This is a genomic window from Nonomuraea sp. NPDC049129 (assembly GCF_040648495.1).
Taxonomy (GTDB): domain Bacteria; phylum Actinomycetota; class Actinomycetes; order Streptosporangiales; family Streptosporangiaceae; genus Nonomuraea.
The window spans coordinates 65,248-87,229 of sequence record NZ_JBEZDU010000025.1 but is presented as its reverse complement, the minus strand read 5'-3'; the positions used below and the strand labels follow the sequence as shown (position 1 = coordinate 87,229).

At 69.6% G+C, this 21,982-nt stretch carries 21 protein-coding genes; 7 read left to right on the top strand and 14 right to left on the bottom strand.

Annotation, left to right across the window (positions count from 1 at the left end; all coding sequences use genetic code 11):
- Window positions 1–118: 118 nt before the first annotated feature.
- Entirely contained in the window at window positions 119–529 is a 411-nt protein-coding gene (locus tag AB0B64_RS48235) for a hypothetical protein (protein WP_357939453.1), read from the top strand.
- A gap of 54 nt (window positions 530–583) precedes the next feature.
- Here AB0B64_RS48235 and AB0B64_RS48230 read toward each other — a convergent pair whose 3' ends face one another.
- The gene (locus AB0B64_RS48230) at window positions 584–1,525 is read right to left on the bottom strand and encodes an RNA polymerase sigma-70 factor (RefSeq protein WP_357939455.1); all 942 of its coding nucleotides are present in this window, start codon (window positions 1,523–1,525) and stop codon (window positions 584–586) included.
- A gap of 207 nt (window positions 1,526–1,732) precedes the next feature.
- On the opposite strand from AB0B64_RS48230, the gene AB0B64_RS48225 reads away from it, so the two are divergent.
- Window positions 1,733–2,488, top strand: coding sequence for an SDR family oxidoreductase (locus AB0B64_RS48225; RefSeq protein WP_357939457.1), 756 nt, complete (start codon window positions 1,733–1,735; stop codon window positions 2,486–2,488).
- Window positions 2,489–2,529: 41 nt separating this feature from the next.
- Here AB0B64_RS48225 and AB0B64_RS48220 read toward each other — a convergent pair whose 3' ends face one another.
- A complete protein-coding gene (locus AB0B64_RS48220) occupies window positions 2,530–3,396 on the bottom strand; it encodes an AraC family transcriptional regulator (RefSeq protein ID WP_358193158.1) in 867 nt (288 codons plus the stop codon).
- Window positions 3,397–3,522: 126 nt separating this feature from the next.
- Between AB0B64_RS48220 and AB0B64_RS48215 the strand changes: the two genes are divergently transcribed.
- Both AB0B64_RS48215 and AB0B64_RS48210 read left to right on the top strand, forming a co-directional pair.
- A complete protein-coding gene (locus AB0B64_RS48215) occupies window positions 3,523–4,488 on the top strand; it encodes a DMT family transporter (RefSeq protein ID WP_358193143.1) in 966 nt (321 codons plus the stop codon).
- Window positions 4,489–4,748: 260 nt separating this feature from the next.
- Window positions 4,749–5,609: a M23 family metallopeptidase gene (locus tag AB0B64_RS48210; RefSeq protein ID WP_357939463.1), complete on the top strand. Its 861-nt coding sequence runs from the start codon at window positions 4,749–4,751 to the stop codon at window positions 5,607–5,609.
- 126 nt (window positions 5,610–5,735) lie between these two features.
- Here the strand turns inward: AB0B64_RS48210 and AB0B64_RS48205 are convergent, their stop codons facing one another.
- Window positions 5,736–6,599: an EamA family transporter gene (locus tag AB0B64_RS48205; RefSeq protein ID WP_358193120.1), complete on the bottom strand. Its 864-nt coding sequence runs from the start codon at window positions 6,597–6,599 to the stop codon at window positions 5,736–5,738.
- A gap of 217 nt (window positions 6,600–6,816) precedes the next feature.
- Between AB0B64_RS48205 and AB0B64_RS48200 the strand changes: the two genes are divergently transcribed.
- Window positions 6,817–7,923, top strand: coding sequence for a diaminopropionate ammonia-lyase (locus AB0B64_RS48200; protein WP_357939467.1), 1,107 nt, complete (start codon window positions 6,817–6,819; stop codon window positions 7,921–7,923).
- Between the two features lie 9 nt (window positions 7,924–7,932).
- Here AB0B64_RS48200 and AB0B64_RS48195 read toward each other — a convergent pair whose 3' ends face one another.
- The 11 genes from AB0B64_RS48195 to AB0B64_RS48145 all read right to left on the bottom strand — a co-directional run bounded on the left by AB0B64_RS48195 (window position 7,933) and on the right by AB0B64_RS48145 (window position 20,449).
- Window positions 7,933–8,733, bottom strand: a complete 801-nt coding sequence (locus tag AB0B64_RS48195) for a GNAT family N-acetyltransferase (RefSeq protein WP_357939469.1) — start codon at window positions 8,731–8,733, stop codon at window positions 7,933–7,935.
- A 47-nt stretch (window positions 8,734–8,780) separates the two neighbouring features.
- Entirely contained in the window at window positions 8,781–10,649 is a 1,869-nt protein-coding gene (locus AB0B64_RS48190; RefSeq protein WP_357939471.1) for a hypothetical protein, read from the bottom strand.
- Between the two features lie 2 nt (window positions 10,650–10,651).
- Window positions 10,652–11,482 carry a carbohydrate ABC transporter permease gene (locus AB0B64_RS48185; RefSeq protein ID WP_357939473.1) on the bottom strand — a complete coding sequence of 277 codons (831 nt, stop codon included), beginning with the start codon at window positions 11,480–11,482 and terminating at the stop codon, window positions 10,652–10,654.
- Window positions 11,472–12,413 carry a sugar ABC transporter permease gene (locus AB0B64_RS48180; RefSeq protein WP_357939475.1) on the bottom strand — a complete coding sequence of 314 codons (942 nt, stop codon included), beginning with the start codon at window positions 12,411–12,413 and terminating at the stop codon, window positions 11,472–11,474. The genes AB0B64_RS48185 and AB0B64_RS48180 overlap by 11 nt, the downstream gene beginning before the upstream one ends.
- A 1-nt stretch (window position 12,414) precedes the next feature.
- A complete protein-coding gene (locus AB0B64_RS48175) occupies window positions 12,415–13,677 on the bottom strand; it encodes a sugar ABC transporter substrate-binding protein (RefSeq protein ID WP_358193076.1) in 1,263 nt (420 codons plus the stop codon).
- A 19-nt stretch (window positions 13,678–13,696) separates the two neighbouring features.
- Window positions 13,697–15,301, bottom strand: a complete 1,605-nt coding sequence (locus AB0B64_RS48170) for an FAD-dependent oxidoreductase (RefSeq protein ID WP_358193065.1) — start codon at window positions 15,299–15,301, stop codon at window positions 13,697–13,699.
- Between the two features lie 72 nt (window positions 15,302–15,373).
- Window positions 15,374–16,384 (bottom strand): LacI family DNA-binding transcriptional regulator, encoded by a 1,011-nt coding sequence (locus AB0B64_RS48165; RefSeq protein WP_358193054.1) that lies wholly within the window; start codon window positions 16,382–16,384, stop codon window positions 15,374–15,376.
- Window positions 16,385–17,343: 959 nt separating this feature from the next.
- Window positions 17,344–17,721 (bottom strand): helix-turn-helix domain-containing protein, encoded by a 378-nt coding sequence (locus tag AB0B64_RS48160; protein ID WP_357939483.1) that lies wholly within the window; start codon window positions 17,719–17,721, stop codon window positions 17,344–17,346.
- Window positions 17,718–17,891 carry a hypothetical protein gene (locus AB0B64_RS48155; RefSeq protein WP_358193033.1) on the bottom strand — a complete coding sequence of 58 codons (174 nt, stop codon included), beginning with the start codon at window positions 17,889–17,891 and terminating at the stop codon, window positions 17,718–17,720. Before AB0B64_RS48155 ends, AB0B64_RS48160 begins: the two co-directional genes overlap by 4 nt.
- Before the next feature lie 300 nt (window positions 17,892–18,191).
- Window positions 18,192–19,598, bottom strand: coding sequence for a pyridoxal-dependent decarboxylase (locus AB0B64_RS48150; protein ID WP_357939486.1), 1,407 nt, complete (start codon window positions 19,596–19,598; stop codon window positions 18,192–18,194).
- A 41-nt stretch (window positions 19,599–19,639) separates the two neighbouring features.
- On the bottom strand, window positions 19,640–20,449 hold the full coding sequence (locus AB0B64_RS48145; RefSeq protein ID WP_358193018.1) for an AraC family transcriptional regulator: 810 nt from the start codon (window positions 20,447–20,449) through the stop codon (window positions 19,640–19,642).
- 130 nt (window positions 20,450–20,579) lie between these two features.
- Here AB0B64_RS48145 and AB0B64_RS48140 point away from each other — a divergent pair, with 130 nt between their 5' ends.
- Complete coding sequence (locus AB0B64_RS48140; RefSeq protein ID WP_358193010.1) at window positions 20,580–21,293, top strand: ABC transporter ATP-binding protein; 714 nt, start codon at window positions 20,580–20,582, stop codon at window positions 21,291–21,293.
- Window positions 21,290–21,979: an ABC transporter permease gene (locus tag AB0B64_RS48135; RefSeq protein WP_357939492.1), complete on the top strand. Its 690-nt coding sequence runs from the start codon at window positions 21,290–21,292 to the stop codon at window positions 21,977–21,979. The genes AB0B64_RS48140 and AB0B64_RS48135 overlap by 4 nt, the downstream gene beginning before the upstream one ends.
- The last annotated feature ends 3 nt before the right edge of the window (window positions 21,980–21,982 follow it).

Genomic DNA, 21,982 nt, shown 5'->3' with positions numbered 1-21,982 from the left:
CTACGTGTCGAAAAACTACAGTGAGTGCTGGCTCTGGACCGGCTGGAAGATCGTCATCCGGCCTGATGAGAAGCCCTGTTCCCGTACAGTCAGTCCCTTTCTCGAAAAGAGAACCAGCATGCCGCGCATCAAGAAGACCGCTATGGCCGTTGCCGTGACCCTGACCTCCTGCGTCGGCGCGCTCGGCGCCTTCGCCGTCCCGGCGCTGGCCGACCTCGGCGGCGCCTCCGGCCCGGGTGTCCGCGCCGCCGCCATCGTCAACGCCAACGGCTTCGTCGTCCGCTCCAAAGGCGTCACCGGGGTCCGCAAGATCGCCACCGGCCAGTACTGCATCCGGCTCGACGCCGACATCAACGCCGCCAACACCGTCCCGGTCGCCACCACCCAGTGGACGGGCTCGCCCTGGGACTCCAGCATCTTCGTCCGTCCCGACGGCAACATCGTCTGCGGGGACTCGCGCGACATCTTCGTCGGCACCGGTAGCGCGTCCGGCGCCCGTGACACCGGCTTCCACGTGATCATTCCCTGACCGAAACCGTCCTTGAGCGGCCGACCGGTTCGCCGCCTGGGCGAACCGGTCCCCTTACGGCGGGGCGGACACGGCGGTGATCTTGGCCGGGTTCATCATCCACAGCACCTGGTCGATGCCCTGCTCCGAGGCGTTGACCGTAAGGACGGCGAACACCTCTCCGTCGCGGCTCAGCAGCGCGGCGCTCTGCCCGTTCGTGCTCGCGTACGCCACGTCGACCCCGATCCAGAAGTGGCTCGCGAACGCCCTGAGGTACTTCGCCACCCGCGACGCCCCCACCACGGGAAAGCGGGAGGCGCGCACGGCTCCGCCGCCATCGGAGTAGCTGATCACGTCCAGGGCGAAAAGCTCTTCCAGCGCCGTCATGTCGCCGGCGCGGGCGGCGGCGACGAAGGCCGTCAGCAGCTTGCGTTGTTCGGCTTTGGCCACGGGAGTACGTCGTTCGACGAGCACATGCTTGCGCGCCCTGCTGACCAGCTGCCGTACGGCCGGCTCGTTGAGCCGGATGATGTCGGCGATCTGCCGGTACGGATAGTCGAAGGCCTCCCGCAGCACGTACGCCGCCCGTTCGGTGGGCGTGAGCCGCTCCAGGAGCAGCAGCACCGCGAACTCCAGGGCCTCACCGCGCTCGGCGCCGAGGTGCGGATCGGCGCTGGTGTCGACGGGTTCGGGCAGCCACGGGCCGACGTACGTCTCCCGGCGGGCGCGCGCGGACTGGGCGGCGTTGAGGGCCAGCCGGGTGATCGTCGTCGCCAGGAACGCGGCCGGATTGTCCACCGTGGCGCGGTCGTACGCCTGCCAGCGCAGCCAGACGTCCTGCACCAGGTCCTCGGCTTCGGTGGCGCTCCCCAGCATCCGGTACGCGATCCCGAACAGGCGCGGCCGCACGCCGGCGAAGACCACCGCGGCCTGCTCGAGATCCTCCGGATCGCCCGATTCGGTGTCCGCCACTCCCATCGCCCCGCCGAGACCTTTCGCACCGGGATGTGTTTCCACCGACCGTACTCTGCGATCCACCTGGCCTGCGGAACCACCCCACGGTAATGGCGTCCTTTGCCGGTCGGCGTGGGCGAGAAGAGACGGCGAGGGGAAGGAGGGCTCTGGGAAAGATTTCGCCGGGGCTGTCACAGGCCGAGAGGGTGCCCTGTCTTAGCTCGCGGACCGGCTGGCACATGGACGCCCCGGCGGGCAGGAAGGCTCTTCATGAAGATCGTGGTAATCGGCGGGACCGGCCTGATCGGGTCGAAGCTCGTGACGAAGCTGAGAGAACACGGCCACGAGGCGGTGGCGGCCTCGCCGAACACCGGCGTCAACACGCTCACCGGCGAAGGTCTGGACGAGGTGCTGACCGACGCGGCCGTGGTGGTCGACGTGTCGAACTCGCCGTCGTTCGAGCGGGCCGCGGTGATGGAGTTCTTCGAGACCTCCACCCGCAACCTGCTCGCCGCGGAGGCGGCGGCCGGTGTCGACCACCACGTCGCGCTGTCGGTCGTGGGCACCGAGCGGATGCCGGACAACGGCTACTTCGCCGCGAAGATCGCCCAGGAGCAGCTGATCGAGAAGTCGGGGATCCCGTTCTCGCTCGTGCACGCGACGCAGTTCTTCGAGTTCGTCCGCGGCATCGCCGACGAGGCCACGGACGGCGACCAGGTACGGATCGCGCCCGTGCTGTTCCAGCCCATGGCGGGCGAAGACGTCGCCGAGGCGATCGGCCGCGTCGCGGTGGGCTCACCGCTGAACCGCCGGATGGAGATCGCCGGGCCGGAGCAGTCACGGATGGATGAGTTCTTCCGCGACGCCCTGGCCGCTTGGGGCGACCCGCGTACGGTGGTCACCGACCCGCACGCGCGTTACTTCGGCACCGAGCCGGGCGAGCGGACGCTGGTCCCCGCCGACGGCGCCAGCCTCGGCCGAATCCGCTACCGCGACTGGCTGAGCCAGAACGCCACCGGAAAGTAGATCTACGCAGGCGGAGCCACCAATTCGGCGTCGACAGAACCTCAGGCTCTCGCCAGGCGGTATTGGGCGGGCGTGACGCCGTATGAGCGGGTGAACCAACGAGTCAGATGGGCCTGGTCGGTGAATCCGACCTCGCTCGCGACCCGGGCCGCGGGCCGCCCCCGGGCGAGCAGGCGGCGAGCGGCCCGCAGGCGCAGTTGGCGCTGGTAGTCGCTGGGCGCCAGCCCGTACGTCGTGCGGAAGGCCCGATAGACGGCGTACCGGCTGGAGCCGGTCCAGGCCGCGAGGTCGTCGGCGTTGATCGGCTCGGTGTAGCAGTCGTCGATCAGCTCGCGGGCCTTCGCGGCGAGATACGCGGCAGTGGCCGCGCGGAGGGTGGCGGGTGGTTCGGGGGGTCTGCGCGCGGCGAGGCGGACAAGGGCGGCGATCGTGCCGGAGAGCAGTTCGTCGCGCTCGAGCGGGTCGGCGCCGCCCAGCAGCGCGGTGTGCAGGTCGCGTAGCCGCGTCGCCAGGGCGGGAGAGTTGAGGACCGGGCTGGCGAACAGCGGCAATCCGGCGGGGCGCTGCGTCACGTCGGTGAGGACGCCGGTGATCAGCTCCTGGCCGATGTGCACGATCCGATAGGTGAACCCCAGCTCGTGGGCCGCATGCCCGTCGTGGACCTCGTCGGGGTTGAACACCATGACCATCCCGGCCGCGCTCGTATGCCCGGCGCCGCGGCAGGTGAAGGTCTGCGCGCCCTGCTCGGTGACACCGAAGGAGTAGGTCTCGTGGCTGTGGCGGTGATAGCGGTGGCTGAGGAAGCGCGCGTACATGGCCTCCAGCGGCATCTCGGCCGAGCGCCAATAGCTGGTCCATTCCCGGGCCGGGTGGCCCCTGCCGGTCATCTCGTCATCACCTCGTTCCATGTGCGTACGACTCGCGGCGCACGAGCGTACAAGACCGGCCCATCGCCTGAAGCACAGGATGGTCGCTGCTGTCGCGCCCGCCTCCTCGACCCTCGGGCGCGGAAAGACGCGTTGCGGAGGTTCCCCATGGCAGACACGGAAACGAGTGGCGCGGGCCGAACCCAGCCCTACCTACTGCTGGCCACGACGATGCTGTTGTGGGGAAGCGGCTTCAGCAGCTCCAAGGTGATCGTGGATCACCTGCCTCACTCCGTGGTCGCGACGTTGCGGTTCGGCGGTGGAGCTCTGGCACTCCTGGTCGCCCTGCGGTTGTCCCGGCAACTCGGTGGTGTCCGCCGGCGGTCGTCGCCACGGGACTGGGCACGGGCCGCCGGGGCGGGCGTGATCGGGGTTTTCGCCTACAACCTGTTCTTCTTCTGGGGGCTGTCACTCGCGCCGTCGATCGACGGAAGCAGCATCGTCCCGGTCATGAGTCCCGTGCTGACCACCGCCTTTCTGCTGATCACCCGGCAGGAGAACGCGTCAGTGGCGCGGGTGGCCGGGTTGGCGACCGGAGCGGTCGGCGCGCTGATCTTCTTCGCGGGTTCGGCCGGAGCCGCGGGCGCGGGCCAGGCCCGGCTCATCGGTGATCTGCTGTTCCTGCTCAGCGCCGGCTGCTGGGCGGCGTTCACGCTGTCCGGTCGCCGCGTTCTGGCCGGCATCGAGCCGCTCAAGGCGACGACGTACGCGACGCTGAGCGGGGCGGTGCTGCTGGCGATCTACAGCGCGCCGGCGGCCACGGAGGTCGCCTGGCAGGATGTGCCCGCCTACGTCTGGCTGAACGTCGTCTTCGTGGCGCTCGGCCCGACCGCCGTGGCGAACCTGCTCTACTACCGGGGCATTCACGCCGTGGGTCCCGCGTCGGCGTCCATCATGATGTTCGTCGTGCCCGTCGTCGGGACCGCGTGCTCGGCCGTGTTCCTGGGTGAGTCCTTCGATACGGTGCAGGCCACAGGAGCGGCCGTGCTCCTCGTCGGCGCGGTCCTCGCAGTCACCCAGGGCAGGTTCCGGGCGCGGCGACCCGACACCGCCGCTCGGCAACCCACCTCGTAATCGCTATGCGGGGCATATGCGAGTGATATGCGGGCCCTCGATTACCTTCTTGCTTCGGGTTCGCCCTAAAGGCGGCCCTCCCTTCCGATAGAACGGGATCACCATGCCGCCAACGTAGCGCTGTCCCCACAGGGCTCTTGGCATCAGGCAACTGGGCGCCTAACCGTATCCCCCCATACGCACCTGTTCAGAGAGAAGTGAGCATGCTCGCAATCGGCAGGCCGACCTGGCCGAAGACGCTGAAACTTGCCGTCCTTGCCGTGTCAGTCACTTTCGCGGCGGCAGCGCTGATCCCCCAGGCCGCCTCGGCACAGAGCACCAGCGCCCTGGCCGTGTCCCACAAGAGCCCGTTCAACTGTGGGAAGACCTTCTACGCCAACAACTGGACCCCCACGCACAACCCGTCGGGCTCCATCGACTGGCAGAACTACGGAAGCGACGCCATCAACGGTGAGACCGTACGGGCCACCGCCGCGGGCACCGCGACCTTCCACGACGAGGGAAACACCAGCTACGGCAAGTGGGTGGAGATCCGTCACAGTGACGGCACCAGAACCCGATACGCCCACCTCTCGTCCATGGTGAAGGCGGCCGGCGGCTCGCTGAGCGTCGGCCAGGGCACCACGATCGGGACCGTCGGCTCGACGGGTGGCTCCAACGCTCCGCACCTGCACTACGAACAGCGGACCTCCAGCGGCGCGATGGACACCAGCCCGACCGTTGAGGGCGTGACCGTGTCCTTGGGCCAGAAGAAGGCCATCAAGAGCACCAACGGTTGCGGCGGTGGCGGCAACCCCGGCAACCCCAACACCCCCGAGAGCGTCTGCGGCGCCGGGTTCACGGTCATCGACTCTGCCGCTCTGACGGGTGGCCGCGCGTACCTGCTGTACAACTCGGGCAACGGCAGCAACTGCGTCGTGACGCTGAAGACGACGAACCTCGGCAAGGGGTCGGCGGTGTCGGCGTTCCTGGAGCCGCAAGGGGCGAGCAGGAAGACCGACTCGGGCAGCTTCGACTACTACGCGGGACCGGTCAAGCTTGCCGCTTCCGGAAAGTGCGTCAAGTGGGGCGGCTCGGTCGGCAGCAGCACGTACACCAGCGGCTTCGAGCACTGCGACTGACCTGATGCTCGGTCGCTGAGGCGTTCTGGCGAAGGCCACTACCCGATCATGGGTAGTGGCCTTTGACGTGCGGCGGGGCGTTCGCGGAGGGTACGCACGGCAGCCGCCAGCGCCACACGTGGCGGCTCAACCGGCGGCGAAGGCGCCGACGGAGGCCGCGCACAACAGCAGCCCTGCGGCGTGCGCCAGGCTGGTCCGCTCCCGCAGCACCAGGGCGGCCAGGGCGACCGTGAAAGCAGGGTAGAGGGAGGTGATGACGGCGGAGACGGTGAGCGTCGCCTCGCGGGTGGACAGGAAGTACAGAACGGTCGCGCCCACCCCCAGGATCCCAGTCCAAACCGCCGCCCACGGCACCCGCGCCGCGCCGGTGGTTCGGGCCGCCCGCCCCTGCCGGCCTTGACGGCTGGCCAGCGCGTAGACGGCCAGTACCACGACGGCGGACAGTTGGCTCGCGGCCACCGGCCACAAGCCTGCTGTGTCCCCGGCCCGGCCGAGACAGACGAACAGGGCGGCGAAACCGAGCCCGGCCAGCAGCCCTTCGGCCACCCCAGCACCACCTGCGCTGTCACCGCCGCGCTTGCCCGGCTGCGCGGCGACCAGCCAGATCCCGGGGATGGCCAAGGCGACGCCGAGGACCGCGAGCGCCGTGAACTCCCCGCCGGACAGCAGATCGACCGGGATGGGCAGACCGGCCGCGCCGACGGCCGACAGCGGCCCGGCCACGTTCATCCGTCCCCGGGAAAGGCCACGGTAGAGGGCCAGTGTCCCGACCGCCCCACCGAGCCCGGCGCCGATCCCCCATCCGATCGCGCCCATGCTGAGCTGGGCGCTGACGGCAAGGGCGGCGGCCAGGCCACCGATCGCGGCGGCGGACTGCCCGACGAGCCCGACCAGCGCGTAGTGGGTACGACGCGACAGCAGCCCGCCGAGGAAATCCGAGGCGCCGTACAGGGCGGCGGCGGCCAGGGCGAGCAGAACCGCCGTCGGCATCAGTGCTCACCGCCCGACGCGGTAGCGAGGTGGCACGCGTCCGGGCTCATCAAAGCGCTGTCCACGATGGTCTGTCCTCTCTCAGGAGTCATAAGGAGTACATGAGCCATGCTCCCGGCAGATTGGACGGCTGGACAGGACCGATTCCAGTCTGCGACAGAGGTCCGATTTCCGCATTCGCTGGACCGATGGTTGACGCGGGCCACAGGCTGAGGACGTGCTAGATGACGCTTCTTCCACGACGACCCTGCCGTGGTTCGCCCGGCCCGCCGCCCGGTCCTGGACCTGCGCGCCCGCCCCTGCCGGGGTGCGGGACTTCCACGCCGCCTTGCCCGGCTACGCACCCACCCCACTGACCGAACTTCCCTCCCTGGCCACCGAGTTGGCGGTCGGCCGGGTGTTCGTCAAGGACGAGTCGTCCCGCCTCGGGCTGCCGGCCTTCAAGGTGCTGGGCGCTTCCTGGGCGGTGCACCGGGCCCTGGCGGAGCGTACCGCCGCGGAGCCCGTCACGCTGGTCAGCGCCACCGACGGCAACCACGGCCGCGCCGTGGCCAGGACGGCGCGGCTGCTCGGCCGGCGCGCGCACATCTTCATCCCCCGGGGTGTCCATCCGGACGCCGTGGCGGCCATAGCCGCCGAGGGGGCGGAGATCACCCGGGTTCCGGGCTCGTACGACGACGCCGTACACCAGGCGGCCGAGGCGGCCACCGCCGCCGCCGACGCGATCCTGATCCAGGACACCGCGTGGCCCGGCTACGAGACGATCCCGGGCTGGATCGTCGAGGGCTACTCCACGCTCTGCGTGGAAATCGACGAGCAGCTCGCCGCCGCGGGAGCCACGGCGCCCGGGCTCGTCGCCGTCCCGGTGGGCGTCGGCTCCCTGGCCCAAGCCGTGGTCACCCACTACCGCGGCCGTCCGCCCGTACCGGCGCCGGCCTTGCTGTCGGTCGAGCCGGAAGCCGCGGCCTGCGTCATCGAGTGCCTCACCCGTGGCGAAGCCGTCAGCGTCACCACCGGCCCAACCGCCATGGCCGGGCTGAACTGCGGCACCCCGTCCAGCATCGCCTGGCCCTACCTGAACGGCGGGCTGGACGCCGCGGTCGCCATCACTGACGCCGCGGCCGCTCGCGCGGCCGGTGACCTGGTGGAACTCGGTGTTTCAGCGGGCCCGTGCGGGGCCGCCGCGCTCGCCGGTGTCCGCGCGGTGCTCACCGGGGAGGGCGCCGACGAGCGTCGTGTGACGCTCGGGCTCGATCCGACCTCGGTGGTCGTCCTGCTCAGCACCGAGGGTACGGCCGCCAACCCGCACGGGGCCTGTCCTTGAACCTGCGATTCAGCCGAGGTCCGGATGGGGGACGTAGCGGTCCGGTTGGATCAGGTCGAGGCCGGCGTCGTCGGCCATCAAGGTGTCCATGTCCGCGATGCGCCAGCCGGCGCCGAGCAGCGTGGGCACGAGGGGATGCGTCCCCGGGACCGCGATCTGGGCGGTGCGCGCCCGGGTGGCGGCGAGGGCGCCGAGCACCGCGTCCGCGCAGTCTTGTGGGGTGACCCCGCCGCCCGGGCCGATGACGACATCGTGGCCGGTCCGGCGGGCAGCGGCGTAACCTCGGTCCGTCGCGTACGCAGTGACGTCCGGCAGGGCGGCGTACCAGGCAAGGGTGGCCCGCCGTAGCCCTCCGGAGGCGCGGGCGTCCAGTTCCGCGATGTCGTCCGCATCCGTTCGCCGCACCGGTGGCGTGGGCAGTCCCGCCGTCGGCCCGGTCAGGTAGAGCAGCGGGACCCAGGGACGCAGTCCGTGCCGGATATACAGGGCCATGGCGCGGGGATCGGACGAGGCGAAAGTCACTTTCGGCCCGTTTTCGGAGAGCAACTCCGTGAGCATGGTCCGGCCCACCCCTGAGGACTGATGCTCGGGCAGTACGAACAGATCGCCCAGGTGGGTGAGGGGGCCACGTCGGAGTGTGCCACCGAAGCCGAGCCCTCCACCGGCCTCGTCCGCGGCGAAGAGGAGCGTGCCGAAAGAGCGCTCGGCGTCGAGGAAATCGGGTGTCCCGGACCATCCGGCCAGCAGGCCGAACCTCTTGGCGACCTTCCGTACGGCGGGCATGTCCTCGGCTGTCGCGGCTCGAATCACATGTCCTCCATCCGGCTCCGGCCCCCGATTCAATCACCTATCCAGCGTCAGCCCACGATGACCGTGAGGTCGAACGTGCCCTGGTGCGGGATGCGGAGGGCGTGGAAGCGGCGGGCGCCGTCGCGGAAGTAGCGCACGGAACCGGCCGCGACGGTCGCCTCCATCGGGGTGCCCCAGCGGAAACGGATCGTGGTGCGGCCCCGGCGGATGTCGAAGCCGTCGGCGGTGGCCGTGGTCGAGCCGCCGAACGCGGCCTGTGTGCCGTTGGTGAAGGTGAGGACGTCCGTGGGACGGAGGACGAGGGGGATCTGCTCGGTGGCGGCGGCGTTCGCCTTGACCGTGCGCCGGATCGTCCGGCGGGTGACCAGGACGTCCGTGGTGACGTTCGCGTTGCCGTAGCGGATGCCCAGGGCGGCGGGGGGCGGGCCGCCGGTCCACTCCTTGCCACCGGGGGCGCCGTGGAAGTAGGTGGCGGGCAGCGGGCCGTTGGAGTCGGGCGCCTGGCCGGGGAAGACGGTGGCCCAGCAGGCGTAGTTGTTGTCGTTGAGCCCGCAGATGATCGTGCCGGCTTCGGGATGCCACAGGAAGGTCAGGCCGGTGCGGGCGAGGGAGGCGCGGTCGCCGAAGTAGCCGCCCAGGTACAGGCCGGGCTTGCGGACGTACAGGAAGTCCTGGCCGCGGTCCTTGCGCAGCTCCACGAAGTTGTCGGAGCGCAGGTAGGGCAGGTCCGCGATGGCGGCGGCCCGCTGCCGTCTGGTGGGGAACCCCTCGCCGTAGAGGCCGTGAGTGAGGATGCGCGGTGAGGTGTCCTGCTTGGCGAGCGGCGTCACCGGCTCGGTGGAGGCGGCCCAGGCGGCGCGGGCCTCGGCGAGGTCCTCGCGGGCGGTCAGGAAGGCCGACAGCAGCGGCACCTGGCGGATGAACGTCCAGTTGAGCGCGGTCCTGTCGGGGTCGGGCCGGACCTCGTCGTACCAGCGGGCGCTGGTGCGGGTGGAGGGGGCGACGTTGACCATGTACCCGGCGCCGTCGGGCTCGCGCAGCAGGTTGTAGGACAGGAAGCCGGTGAAGGCGCGGGCCATGTTCACCAGGTTCAGGTCTGAGGTCTGCTGGTAGGCGTCGGCCATCTCGGGGAGCATGACCTCGAAGTTGTAGTTCATGTCGTGGCCGCCCTTCTCGTGGAAGAAGCCGGCGGTGCTCAAGCCGGTCGCGGCGAGCCGGGGGAACGCCTCGGTCAGGCTTTTGGCCAGCGCGGGGTCGGGGTCGAGCTTGAGCGCGAGCGCGGCCCCGGCCAGGCCCGAGGTGGTCTGGTTGGCGTAGCTGAGGGGTTCCTGCCAGACGCTGTGGTTCGCGGAATTCAGGAACCAGGTCATGGCCGTGTGCAACGCGGCGGTGAGCTGGGTCTGCCGTGCGGGCAGCACCTTGGCCGCGCGCAGGATCCGCAGGGTCTTGGCCAGGTAGCCGATGCCGAACCCGGTGGGGGCCAGGCCGTGCTCGTTGCGGCTGTACTCGGGGAAGGAACCGTCGGAGTGCTGAAGCGACAGGTAATGGCCGAGCGCCGCGTCGAGCGCGGCCAGCAGGTTCGCGTCCCCGGCGTACGGGTTCCACGGGCGGGCGTTGGCGTAGAACCAGGCCAGCGTGAAGACGTGCTCCTGCACACGGGCGTTGTACGACGCCGCCGGCGAGCGCCACCAGCCGCCGGCGAAGAAGCCGCTGTCGTCCATGTCGTTGACCATGGGCGCGAGGGTGGCCAGGTACGGCGCGAAGCGCTGCTCCTGGGGGGAGAACGACGCGCGATTCAGGGTGGACAGCGGCGGCAGGTCGGGGACCGCCGCGAACGCGGTGCCGGGCACGAGCAGGGGGGTGGCGGCCACCGGGAGCAAGGCGGTGGCGCGGAGGAGGGTGCGGCGAGAGAGCATGATCAGCCTTTCAGACCGGTGTGCGCGAGCCCTTCGATGAACTGCCGCTGGGCCAGCACGAAGACGACCAGGATGGGGAGGGCGGTCATCGTGGCGGCGGACAGCTGTACGTTCCACAGGGGCGAGCCGTAGGCGTCGACGAACTGGGTGAGCGCCTGCGGCAGGGTGAACTTCGACGGGGTCGACAGGAACACGATCGGTTCGAGGTAGAGGTTCCACGAGTGCAGGAACGTGAAGATGGCGACCGCACCGAGCGCCGGCCTGGCCAGCGGCAGCGCCACCCGGTAGAAGGTGCCGAAGCGGCCGAGCCCGTCGACCCTGGCGGCCTCTTCCAGCTCGCCGGGCAGCGTGATGAAGAACTGCCGCATGATGAACGTCGCCAGCACGCTGGGCGCGCCCAGGATCGGCACCAGGATCAGCGGCCAGTGCGTGTCGGTCATCCCCAGGGTGTGGAACATCTGGAACAGCGGGACGATCGTCACCTCGCTGGGGATCAGCAGGCCGACGAGCACGACCAGGAAGAGCACATTCTGGCCGGGGAAGCGGACGCGGGCGAAGGCGTAGCCGGCCATCGCGGCCACCGCCATCGTGCCGACGGTCACCACCGCGGCGATGTAGAGGCTGTTGAAGTACTGCTGCCCGAACGGCTGAAGCTCGAAGACCCGGCCATAGGTGGAGAAGTCAAACCTGGAGGGCACCAGCGCCGGCGGGAAGGCGAAGATGTCGCTGATCGGCTTCACCGACGAGGTGACCATCCACCAGGTCGGGAAGACGAACGGCACGCACAACACGCACAGCAGCGCGTACAACGCGAGCTTGACCCTACGACTCATGGAAGACCCACCTCCGGCGCAGCCGCCACTGCAGCAACGTCAGCGCCGCGACGATCAGGAACAGCAGGACCGACAGGGCGGCGCCGTAGCCGAGGTGCCGGAACTGGAAGGCCTGCTGGTACAGGTAGTAGACGAGGACAGTGGTGGACATGCCTGGCCCACCCTGGGTGAGCACGGCGATCTGGGCGAACACCTGCAGCGACCCGACCACGGTGACGATCGAGGTGAGCAGGATCGTCGGGCTGATCAGGGGCACCGTGATGCGCGCGAACCGGGTCCAGGCGCCGGCGCCGTCGAGCTGCGCCGCCTCGTACAGCTGACGTGGCACGCCTTGGAGCGCGGCCAGGAACAGGACCATGTTGAGGCCCACGTTCTTGACGACCTGGACGACGATGACCGACAGCAGGGAGGTGGTCTCGCCGCGCAGCCAGTTGGGGCCGTCCACGCCCACCAGGCCGAGCACGCCGTTGACGCCGCCGTCCTGCTGGAGCAGGAACTGCCAGACGATGGTCCAGGCGACCAGCGACACCAGCACCGGCGAGAAGAACAGCGTCCGGAAGAACGTGGTGCCGCGCAGCCGTTGGTCGAGCAGGATGGCCAGGAGCAGGGCGAGGGCGAGGTTGAGCACGACCAGGCCGACCGAGAAGAGCGCGGTGCTGGTCAGCACCTGCCCCATGTTCGGGTCGGCGAGCAGTTTGGCGTAGTTGTCGCCGCCGACGAACTCGAACGTGCCCGCCAGGACGTTCCACTCCTGGAGGCTGTAGTAGACGACCAGGCCGAGCGGCAGCAGGACGAACAGCGCGCTTCCCACGAGCTGCGGCGAGATCAGCAGGTAACCGACCAGGGCGTCGCGCCGGGGGATCGTCCAGAAGGGGCGGCGCCGGGTGGCGGCGCGCTCGGCCACCCGGTTGCCCAGATCCGTCACCGTCACGTCATCCGCCCAGCAGCGGCTGGATCTTCGCGCACACGCCGTCCAGCACCGCCTTGACGTCGGCGTCCGGCTTCCACAGCGGGTCGAGCGCGGCCCTGGCGGTCTGGGCGAGCTCGGCCTGCCCCTTGTGGCTGGGCTTGACCACGCCCTTCTCGATGCCGTCGATCACCACTTCCTGGAGCTGGTCGCTGTTCAGCATGGGACTGGTCTTGGCCATGGTGTCGGCGGTCAGCAGGGAGCTACGCGCGGGCGGGAAGTACGCGGCGAGCTTCGCGGAGTTGGCGGCGTTGGTGAAGTAGGCGAGGAAGTCGGCGGCCTGCTCGGCCCTCGGCGACTTCTTCAGCACGCCGATCCCGGCCTGGCCCATGACCGCGTACTTGCCCTTCGGCCCGGCGGGCAGCGGCACCAGGTCCCACTTGAACGTCGCGTCCTTCAGCATGGCGGCGCGGGAGATCTGGGCCACGGCCATCGTGGTGTCGCCGGAGAAGAAGTCGACGGCGGTGCCCGGCCCCGGCATGGACTTGTCGGTGAAGATCGCCTTGTGGACGAACGTCATGGCCTCCACCATCTCGGGCGAGTTGAACTGGCAGGTGGCGCCGTCGTCGCTCCACGCCTTGGCGCCCCAGCCCTGCCAGATGGTGGCGAGGTTGTCCCAGGCCTTGTAGTCGAAGTTGAGGATGGTCAGACCGTTCTTGCCCTTCGCCGCGACGGCCTTGTTGATCTCGTTGGCGTGCTCCCAGTCCCACTGGCCCGCCTTGATCAGCTCACGCGGCGACTTCTGGCCCGCGGACTTGACCAGGTCGGTGTTGACGAAGATGCCGAACGGCGAGGTGGAGAACGGGTAGGCGTACAGCTCGCCGCCGTTCTCCCACAGCCGGGTGGCGGCGGGGACCAGCTCGTCCACCTTCTCGATCTTGCTCTTGAGCGGGACGAGGGCGCCGGAGCCGACGAAGTCCGGCGCGGAGTTCTCCAGGATCCACGCCAGGTCGGGGGCGTTGCCGCCGGCGATCTGCGTGGTCAGCGTGGTCGTGTAGTTCTCGAACGGGATCGGGTCGAAGGTGATCTCGCCGACCTGCGGGTGGGACTTGCGGTACTCGGCGGCGATGTCCTTGAACAGCTTCAGGTGGGCCTCGTTGGAGGTCCAGATCGACATGCGCAGCGGCTGCGGGCCCTTCGCGGCCGGCGCGGCGTCACCGCCGCCGCAGGCGGTGAGGGTGAGGAGGGCGGTCAGCGTGAGGGCCGCCAGCTTCCCGGGTGCTTTCATGGGGGATTCTCCTTGTACGTCAGTAACCGGTGACGTCGGGCCAGCGCAGCTCCACGCCGTCGCCGGCGAGCCGGTGCTGGTAGTCGGCCAGGAGCCGCCCGTCCGCGCGCACGGCGTGCGGCGTGGTGGCCTGGTCCAGGCAGAAGGCGGCGAGCGCGCCGGCCGCCTCGCCGACGTTCCACTCCACCGGGTGCAGACGGTAGGCGCCGTTGGTGATGTGGGTGGTGCCGATGTTCTTGGAGGCGGGCAGCAGGTTGGTCATCCGCTGCGGGACCAGCGCTCCGAGAGGGATCTCGAACGGGGAGCAGGCGACGTCGATGTAGTTGTCGCCGCCGGTCGAGGGGTGCAGGTCGATGCGGTACATGCCCACGCCCACCGAGTCGTGATAGGAAGCGGCGCCCTTGTCACCGCGTACCGCCACGGACAGGTCCTGTTCGGTGACGGTGGTCAGGGCCCGGATGCGCCGGGACTCCCGGATGTAGGGGGCCTGGGCGAGCCCGTCGGCGCTGCCGGTGACGTCGCCGCGCAGCCGCAGGCCCGGGTAGCCGGTGCCGCCGTCGTGGCGGGGGGCCTCGGTCTGCAGCCAGTACATCACCGACATCGACAGCTCGCGGGCCGCCGCCAGGTGCCGATCGGCGTCCGGCACGTCGATGATCGGCCCTTCCAGGTAGTCGATCATCGGCCAGTTGACCAGCGTGATGTCGCTGTCGTACGTGCCGGGCCGGAAGTTGTCGCGGGCGGCGATCCGGCGGAACGTCCACAGGTTGCCGTCGCCCGGATTGACCCGTTGGTCGGCCTCCACCAGGCGGGGGTCGTCACCCGGGTTCGGGGTGAAGGAACGCTCCACGATCTCCAGCGTCCGCGGGCTCGGGCAGCGCCACGACAGCAGCCGGTCGCCCCAGAAGGGCGGCTGGTAGGCGCGCCAGAAGTCGTACGAGGCGGGCCTGTCCACGGTGTGGTCGCCGTCAACGTGGTCGATCGCGAAGCACACGGACACGGCCTGCATGTTCATCGGCTGGGCCGTCGCCGGGGCGCTCGGCTCACCGGTCTCGTCGCGCGACTCGAACCCGGTCACGTACTCGGCCCCGGCCAGCGGCAGCAGCTCGCCGGTCTCGGTGGCGTCCAGCACGTACGCCGCCACCGCCGTGATCTCGTCGCCGCTGTCGCGATGCGCGAGCCGCACGGCCGTGACGCGGTCGCCGTCCACCTCGGCCCCGACCGGCCGGTACGGCTGCAGTACGCGTAACCTGCCCGACCCCCGGTAGGGGGCCAGCATCTCGTCGATGACCGCGACGGCGACCCGCGGCTCGTGGCACAACTTGCTGACGTGCCCGGCGCCCGGGTTCAGCTCCCGCCACGCCCGCGCCCGCTCGGTCAGCGGATAGTGGTCGCGGTAGTAACGCCGGATGCCGTCGCGCAGCGCGCGGTAGCTCGCCGTGACGCCGAACCGCTCCACCCAGGTGTGCTCGTCCGGGGGTACGGCCTGGCTGGTGAGCTGTCCGCCCAGCCAGTCGTACTCCTCGGTGAGCACCACCGAGCGCCCGGCCCGCAACAGGGCCAGCGCGGCGGCAACGCCGCCCAGCCCGCCGCCGACGACGAGCGCGTCTGCCGATATCTCAACCACGTGGGGGGTTACCTCTCCTCAAGTACGGTCTGTGTCAGGTACGGGGGCCAGGGTCATGTCCGGAGGCCAGGGTCATGTCCGGGGTGCGGGTGCCAACGTCGATCCCTCGACCAGCTCGCACGCCAGCAGTTCCTGCGGAACACCACCGCGTTCCAGCACCCCGGTAAGCAACTCGACGGCCCTGCGCCCCATCTCCCGCCGGGGAATGCGGAACCCGGCGAAGTCGATGTCGGTCGACACCGGCCTGGTGGACGCGCCCAGCGCGAGAATGGACAGGTCGCGCGGCACGTCCAGGCCACGGGCTCGGGCGCTCTCGACGATGGCCACGCCGTCGGCCAGCTCCTCGGCGAACACCACGCTCGCACCGGAGTCGAACAGCTCGTCCGCGGTGGTCAGATGCAACCCTTCGACACCGGTCGCGGCCACACCTGCGGTGAAACCGCGCAGCCGATCGGCGAAGGACTCCGCACCCGCCCCCACTCCGACATAGGCCATCCGGCGATGCCCGAGCGCCGCCGCCCGCTCGACCAGCGCGCGCATCGCGGGCGGGTAGTCGGCCCCGACGTACGGCACCGGCCCACCGGCGTCATCGCGACGGCCGACCGAAACGAACGGGATGCCCTCGGTCAGCAGCCGAGACAGGTCGTCCCGGTCGATGGTCCGGCCGAGCAGAACGCATCCGTCAGCCAGCCGAATCCGGCTCTCCCCACTGAAGATCCGCCGCCGCTCACCCTGCTCCACCTTGGCACTGGTGAACAGCAGCAGGTCACAGCCCGCCTCCTCGGCACACTCCTCGATGCCGACCAGGAACGGATGGTAGAAATCAGCACCTTCCGCCGGGAAGACGGCCTCGTAGGTGAACACGCCGTAGATGCGGTTGCGCCGCTCGGCCAGCCCGCGCGCCGCCGGATCGGCAACGTATCCGGTCTCCCTGATTACCTGGAGTACTCGGTCGCGGGTCTCGGGCGAGATCCGCACCTCGCCGTCGGCCCGCCCGTTGAGCACCAGTGACACCGTCGTCTGGCTCACGCCAGTCATGCGCGCGATGTCCTGCTGCGTCAGACGCCGCCCTGAACCAGTCACTGTGCGTATCACCCATCGTCCTGCTAATGCGCATTAGTTCGGTCATTGTGAAACCGGACATTAGAGGATGTCAAGGGGTAATAGCTGAAGTAATCCGTATTATCAGCGGCTCTGGGCTTCGCGGGTGTGACGACACCCAGTAACGCCGCCAAAACCCGCCGACGGTATCTGACCTGGCCTTCCGGGACCGTGACCAGTCCAACCTCGACGCCCTTGGCCGCTCAGCAGACGGGCGGTCCCGGCTACTGTGCGGCGAACGGGCAGAAAGCCGAACCGGGGAGTGAACGAGTGCGGTCGCCCCTCCTCATGGCCCAGTGATCAGTCCTGGAGAGCACACGTTCCGTTCTGTCGGAGCGCTGCTCTACGGTTTGCGTCCACGGACTTCCTGATGATCGGAGTGAGAAGGCGTGCGACTGTCGACCCCGCCTGCGCCAGTGGATGTGGCGGCGATCTTTCCGGACCTGGCTGACCAGGTGAAGACCACGGTCCGGCTGCACCCGCGCCGTGGAGCTCCGGCCATCACGGATAGTTCCATGGGCGGTCCTCTGCTGTGGCCCGCCGGGAGCTGGACAAGAAGGTCGCCGAATGGAGCGACTCTTCGCACAATCCCGAGGAATGGAGCTACCAGGACCACCTGTCCACGGCCCCGGGAACCAAGGTCGGCGGGTGGGTTGACTGGATTCAGGACCCGATCTCGATGGAGTGCGACCGCGGACACGAGATGTCGCACCTGCTCACCATCGCGAGCTGGGAGCACGATGGGGGGTCGGACAAGAGATGGGTACCACTGGAAGAACAGCACCTGCTGCGCCCCCACCAGGTCTCCGAACTCCAGGAACCCGCAGGCATCATGATCGGTGACGCAGGATCGATGTACGTGTTCACCTGCTTGGAATGCTCTGACCGACCCGTGGAGACAGCCAGTCAGTGCTCGTAACCTCAGGCGCGGAGCGGACGGATCACGCTGATCGCTGGTCGGAGGAGGCGGCGCGCAGTTGCGCCAGGTCCAGTTCGATGCGGCGTCCGTGGACGGTCACGACGATGCTGGCGCCTTCGGCTCCTGTTGCCGTGAGGTAGTCGAACAGAGTGGACAGCAGCATGTCGCTGCGATTCTCCAGCCGGGACACCACAGCCTGTCCCACACCGAGTCTCTTGGCCACTTCGACCTGGGTCATCTGTCCGGCTTTGCGGATCATCGCTAGGTTCATGGCATAGGCGCGGTCCATTTCCTCGGCCGCCTCGTGCGCCTGGGCCACGTCAGCGGCGAGTTCGGGATCGGCGAGCAGTCGGTCCAGGTGTTCGTTGCCGCGGACGAAGGTGTTGTCAGGCTCGGTCATGGCTTCTCCTCAAACGCTGTCTCCCGTTTCCACTGATCGATCAGCCCGTCCGCGCGTGCGGCCACGCTGTCGTAGACCAGATCGCCCAGCTTGGCCTTGTCCCCGGCGAACAAGGCCACGACGACCTTCCCGGTGTTCGGTGGAAACCAGCAGATCAATCGCACCGCCACCTCCGGATGGTAGGCGTGCGACACCGCCACAGCTGATGACGGCGTGACTGGCGAACCCACCGCAGTGTGGCCGTTTCCGCATCCGGGGTGAGTGGTCCAGTCATATTCCGACGCTGATCCAGGGCGCGGGCGGTGAACACCAGGAGCAGCCGCGACCGCTGGTCGTCGGCGCGGGCTTCTGCTTCGAGCCGGTCAAGCCACGCACCGAATTAGGCTGGCCAGTCAATGTCCACATACTCCACTATGCCATCGGAGTCATATGCCCTTCAAGTCATATCGATTCGGAGGTGTCGCCTTAGATCAGCACGCTGATCGGATGATTCCCAGTGCCTCCTCGACGCGGTCCGCGTGGGTGCGGAAGCTGAGCACGCACAGGCGCAGGAAGAACCTGCCGTCGATGGCCGTACTGCTCAGATACACGCGCCGACTGGAATTGATCTCGGCCAGGAGCCGCCTGTTGTCCTCGTCCGTTCCGCGCAGCCGGAAGAGCACCACTGTCAGGTCCGGTTGCCACGGCACCTCGAAGCGTGGGTCCCCGGCGAGCTGGCGGTGGACATAGGCGGCGAGGTCGAGCTTTTCGTCCAGCTCCCGTTCGAAGGCCCGTACGCCGTGCAAATGCAGGGGCAGCCACAGTCGCAGCCCCCGGAACTCCCGGGTCAGCTCCACCCCGAGGTGGCCGAAGTCGGGCAGGTCGTCCACCGGGCTGAGGTCCTGCAGATACCGGGCGTCGGCCGCGTGGGCGGCATGCAGTACGGCGGGGTCGCGCACCAGGAGCAGGCCCGTGCCGTACGGCAAGAACAGGCTCTTGTGCGGATCCAGCGCGATCGAGTCGGCCGCCTCGATCCCGGCGAGCCGGTCCCGGCCCCGCTCGGTGAGCTGGAACCCGCCACCGTAGGCGGCGTCCACGTGGAACCACAGCCCCTCGCCGCGAGCCAGTTCGCCCAGCTCCACAAGCGGGTCGATGGTGCCGGAGCTGGTGGTTCCCGCGGTGCCGACCAGCAAGAACGGACGCAGCCCTGCGGCGCGGTCGGCGGCGATCATCGTGGCCGCCGACGAGACGTCCATGCGCAGGTCCGCGGTGGCGGGCACGGTCCGGATCCGCTCGGCGGGCAGGCCGGCGATGCGGGCGGCCTTGGCGACGCAGTAGTGCGTGTGCTCGGTCACGTACAACATGCCGTCGCCGTCGCCTCCGCCGTCGCCTCCCCCGTCTCCGTGGGCGTGGCGGGCGGCGAGCAGCGCCGAGAGTGTTGCCACCGACGCGCCCGTCGTGACCAGCCCGCCCGAGCCCTCCGGCAGTCCGAACCGGTCGCAGAACCAGGTCAGCACCCCGTGCTCCATGGCGACCAGCGCGGGCGCCACCTGGGCCACGCCGGTGAAGCGGTTGACGGTCTGGGCCAGCAGTTCGGCCAGCGCCGCTGTGACCAGCCCGCCCGCCGGGAAGTACGCGAGATAGCCCGGACCGGCCGTGTCCACGCCTTGCCCGGCGGCTTGGCGGAAGAGCTCCAGGAGGGCGGCGAAGTCGCCGGGGCCTTCGCCGGGCGGGCGCCGCAACGTGGTGACCAGTTGTCCGGCCTGCCGGTAGTCGCTCGCGGGCGCCGAGTCCAGGTCGCGGACCCAGTCGGCCAGGAAATCCACCGCGTGCCGGCCCAGGCGCTGAATGGCGGAGGGGTCGAGTTCGAGGGGGAGAGCGCGTTCGTCGGTCGTCATGCGGGCACGGTAGATACGCGGCGTACGCGAAGGATTGGACGTTATTGCACCCCACGCTGGTAGGCGCGCGGCGGCACTCCGACGAGGCGCCGGAAGTGCCGCGAGAGGTGCGACTGGTCGCAGAACCCCACCGTGACGGCCGCCTGCGCCGGCGGCATGCCCTGCCGCAGCAGCTCGCGAGCCTTCGCGACGCGCAACTGGGTCACGTACGCGTGCGGCGGCATGCCGTACGCGCGCCGGAAGGAACGCAACAGGGCGTACGGAGTGACCTCTGCCACCGCCGCCAGTTCGGTCAGGCCCGGCGGGTCCGGCATCGTCGCGTGCAGCAGATCCCGTACCTGGGACATGCTCCTCCTGCCGGTCCGGCGGGCCTGGCGCTGCGGTCGGCGCGTGCCGTACGCGCGGAGCATGAGGGTCAGCAGCGTGTGGAGCTGGGAGTCCGCGGCCAGTGACGCGCCGGACTCCGCCAGGCGATGGGCGGCCGCCACTCGCCGGGCCATTCGCGGGTCGGTGATCACCCGCCGCTCGAACGACGGGGTCCCGCCGGGCACGCCGATCTCGTCGGCGACCTCCCGCACCTGCTCGACGCTCGGATACAGCACCCGGTACGTCCATCCGTCGGTCGTGTGGGGCCCGCCCGTGTGGACGACGCCCGGTTCGATCACCACGACCTCGTCCGTCCCCGCGTACTGCACGCCGTCGGAGAACCGGATCTCCTCCTGACCGGCCTCCAGCGTTCCCATCGCGTACGTCTCGTGGCTGTGCCGGGCGAACCGGTGCTGGACGAACTGCGCGCGCATCAGATCCAGGCCACCGAGCCCGTGGTAACGCCAGTAGTGGGCAGATTCCACATATCCCTTCATAGCGCGAGAGCGGGTGAAACGCGCCGCTCAGGAACCGACGCGCATCACCCGGATGGAGGATGCCGGGGCGGCGTGATGGGCGATGTTGCGCGACCCGCCCCGACGGGAGTCTTGAGGCATGGAAGCCATCGAGGTGACAGACCTGCGCAAGACGTACGGGGACACCACCGCCGTGGACGGCGTCACGTTCACGGTCCACGCCGGGGAGACCTTCGGCATCGCCGGCCACAACGGGGCGGGCAAGACCACCACTGTCGAATGCCTCCTCGGGCTGCGGCGCGCCGATGGAGGCAGCGTGCGCGTCCTGGGCGAGGACCCCGCGCGCCGGCGCCGGGCCCTGGCCCAGCGCATCGGCGCCCAGCTTCAGGAGAGCGCACTGCCAGAGCGGATCAAGGTAGCCGAGGCGCTGCACGCCTTCGCCTCCTTCTACCACCAGCCCGCCGACTGGCGGGTGGTCATGGAGCGCTGGGGACTGACCCCCTTGGCGCGCAAGGCGTACGGCGACCTGTCCGGCGGGCAGAAGCAGCGGTTGATGCTCGCCCTGGCCCTGGTCGGCGACCCCGAGGTGGTCGTGCTGGACGAGCTGACCACCGGCCTGGACCCCATTGCCCGCCGGGAGACCTGGCGGCTGGTGCGGGAGCTGAAGACATCCGGCACCACCGTGGTGCTGGTGAGCCACTACTTCGACGAGACCGAGGCCCTGTGCGACCGCCTGGCCGTCTTCGCCCGCGGCCGGATCCGGGCCATGGGCACCCCGGCCGAGATCATCGCCCGGACCGGCACCTCCAGCCTGGAAGAGGCGTACTTCGCCCTGGAAGGAGCGGACCAATGAAGGCGTTCACCGCGCTCACCACGACCGAACTGAGGCTGCTGCTGCGCGATCCCGCCTCGGTGTTCTTCATGATGGCCTTTCCGCTGATGCTCCTGGTGCTCAAGCGCGGTGACAGCGGCGCGGTTCCCGGCTACATGGCGATGATCGCGGCCATCGGCGGCATGGGCGCCATGCCCGGCATCGTGGCCGCCTACCGCGAGCGCAAGGTGCTCAAGCGGCTGGCGACCACGCCGATCTCCCCGGTCCTGCTGCTCGGCGCCCAGCTGGTGGCGCAGGTCGCCGCGGCTCTGGTCGGCTCGGCGCTGCTGGTGGTGGCCGCGATCGTGGGGTTCGGCGCGAAGCCGCCCACGAACGTACCCCTGCTGGCCGTCGCCTTCGTGCTGTGCTCGGTGACGGTCTGCGCGCTCGGCTTCGTGATCGCCGCGATCGTCCGCAACACCAGGGGCGCGAGCCTGATCGGCATGATGGTCATGTTCCCGATGGTCTTCCTGGCCGGCGCGGCCGTGCCCCGCAAGGCCCTGCCCGACTCGCTCCGCGTGATCGGCGACTTCCTGCCGCTGACCCCGGGCGTGGACCTGCTGAACGCCGCCTGGACCGGCGCCACCGTACTCTTCCCGATGATGATCCTTGCCGGGATAATCGTGGCGGGTACGGCGGTGGCCGCGGCGCTGTTCCGATGGGAGTGACGG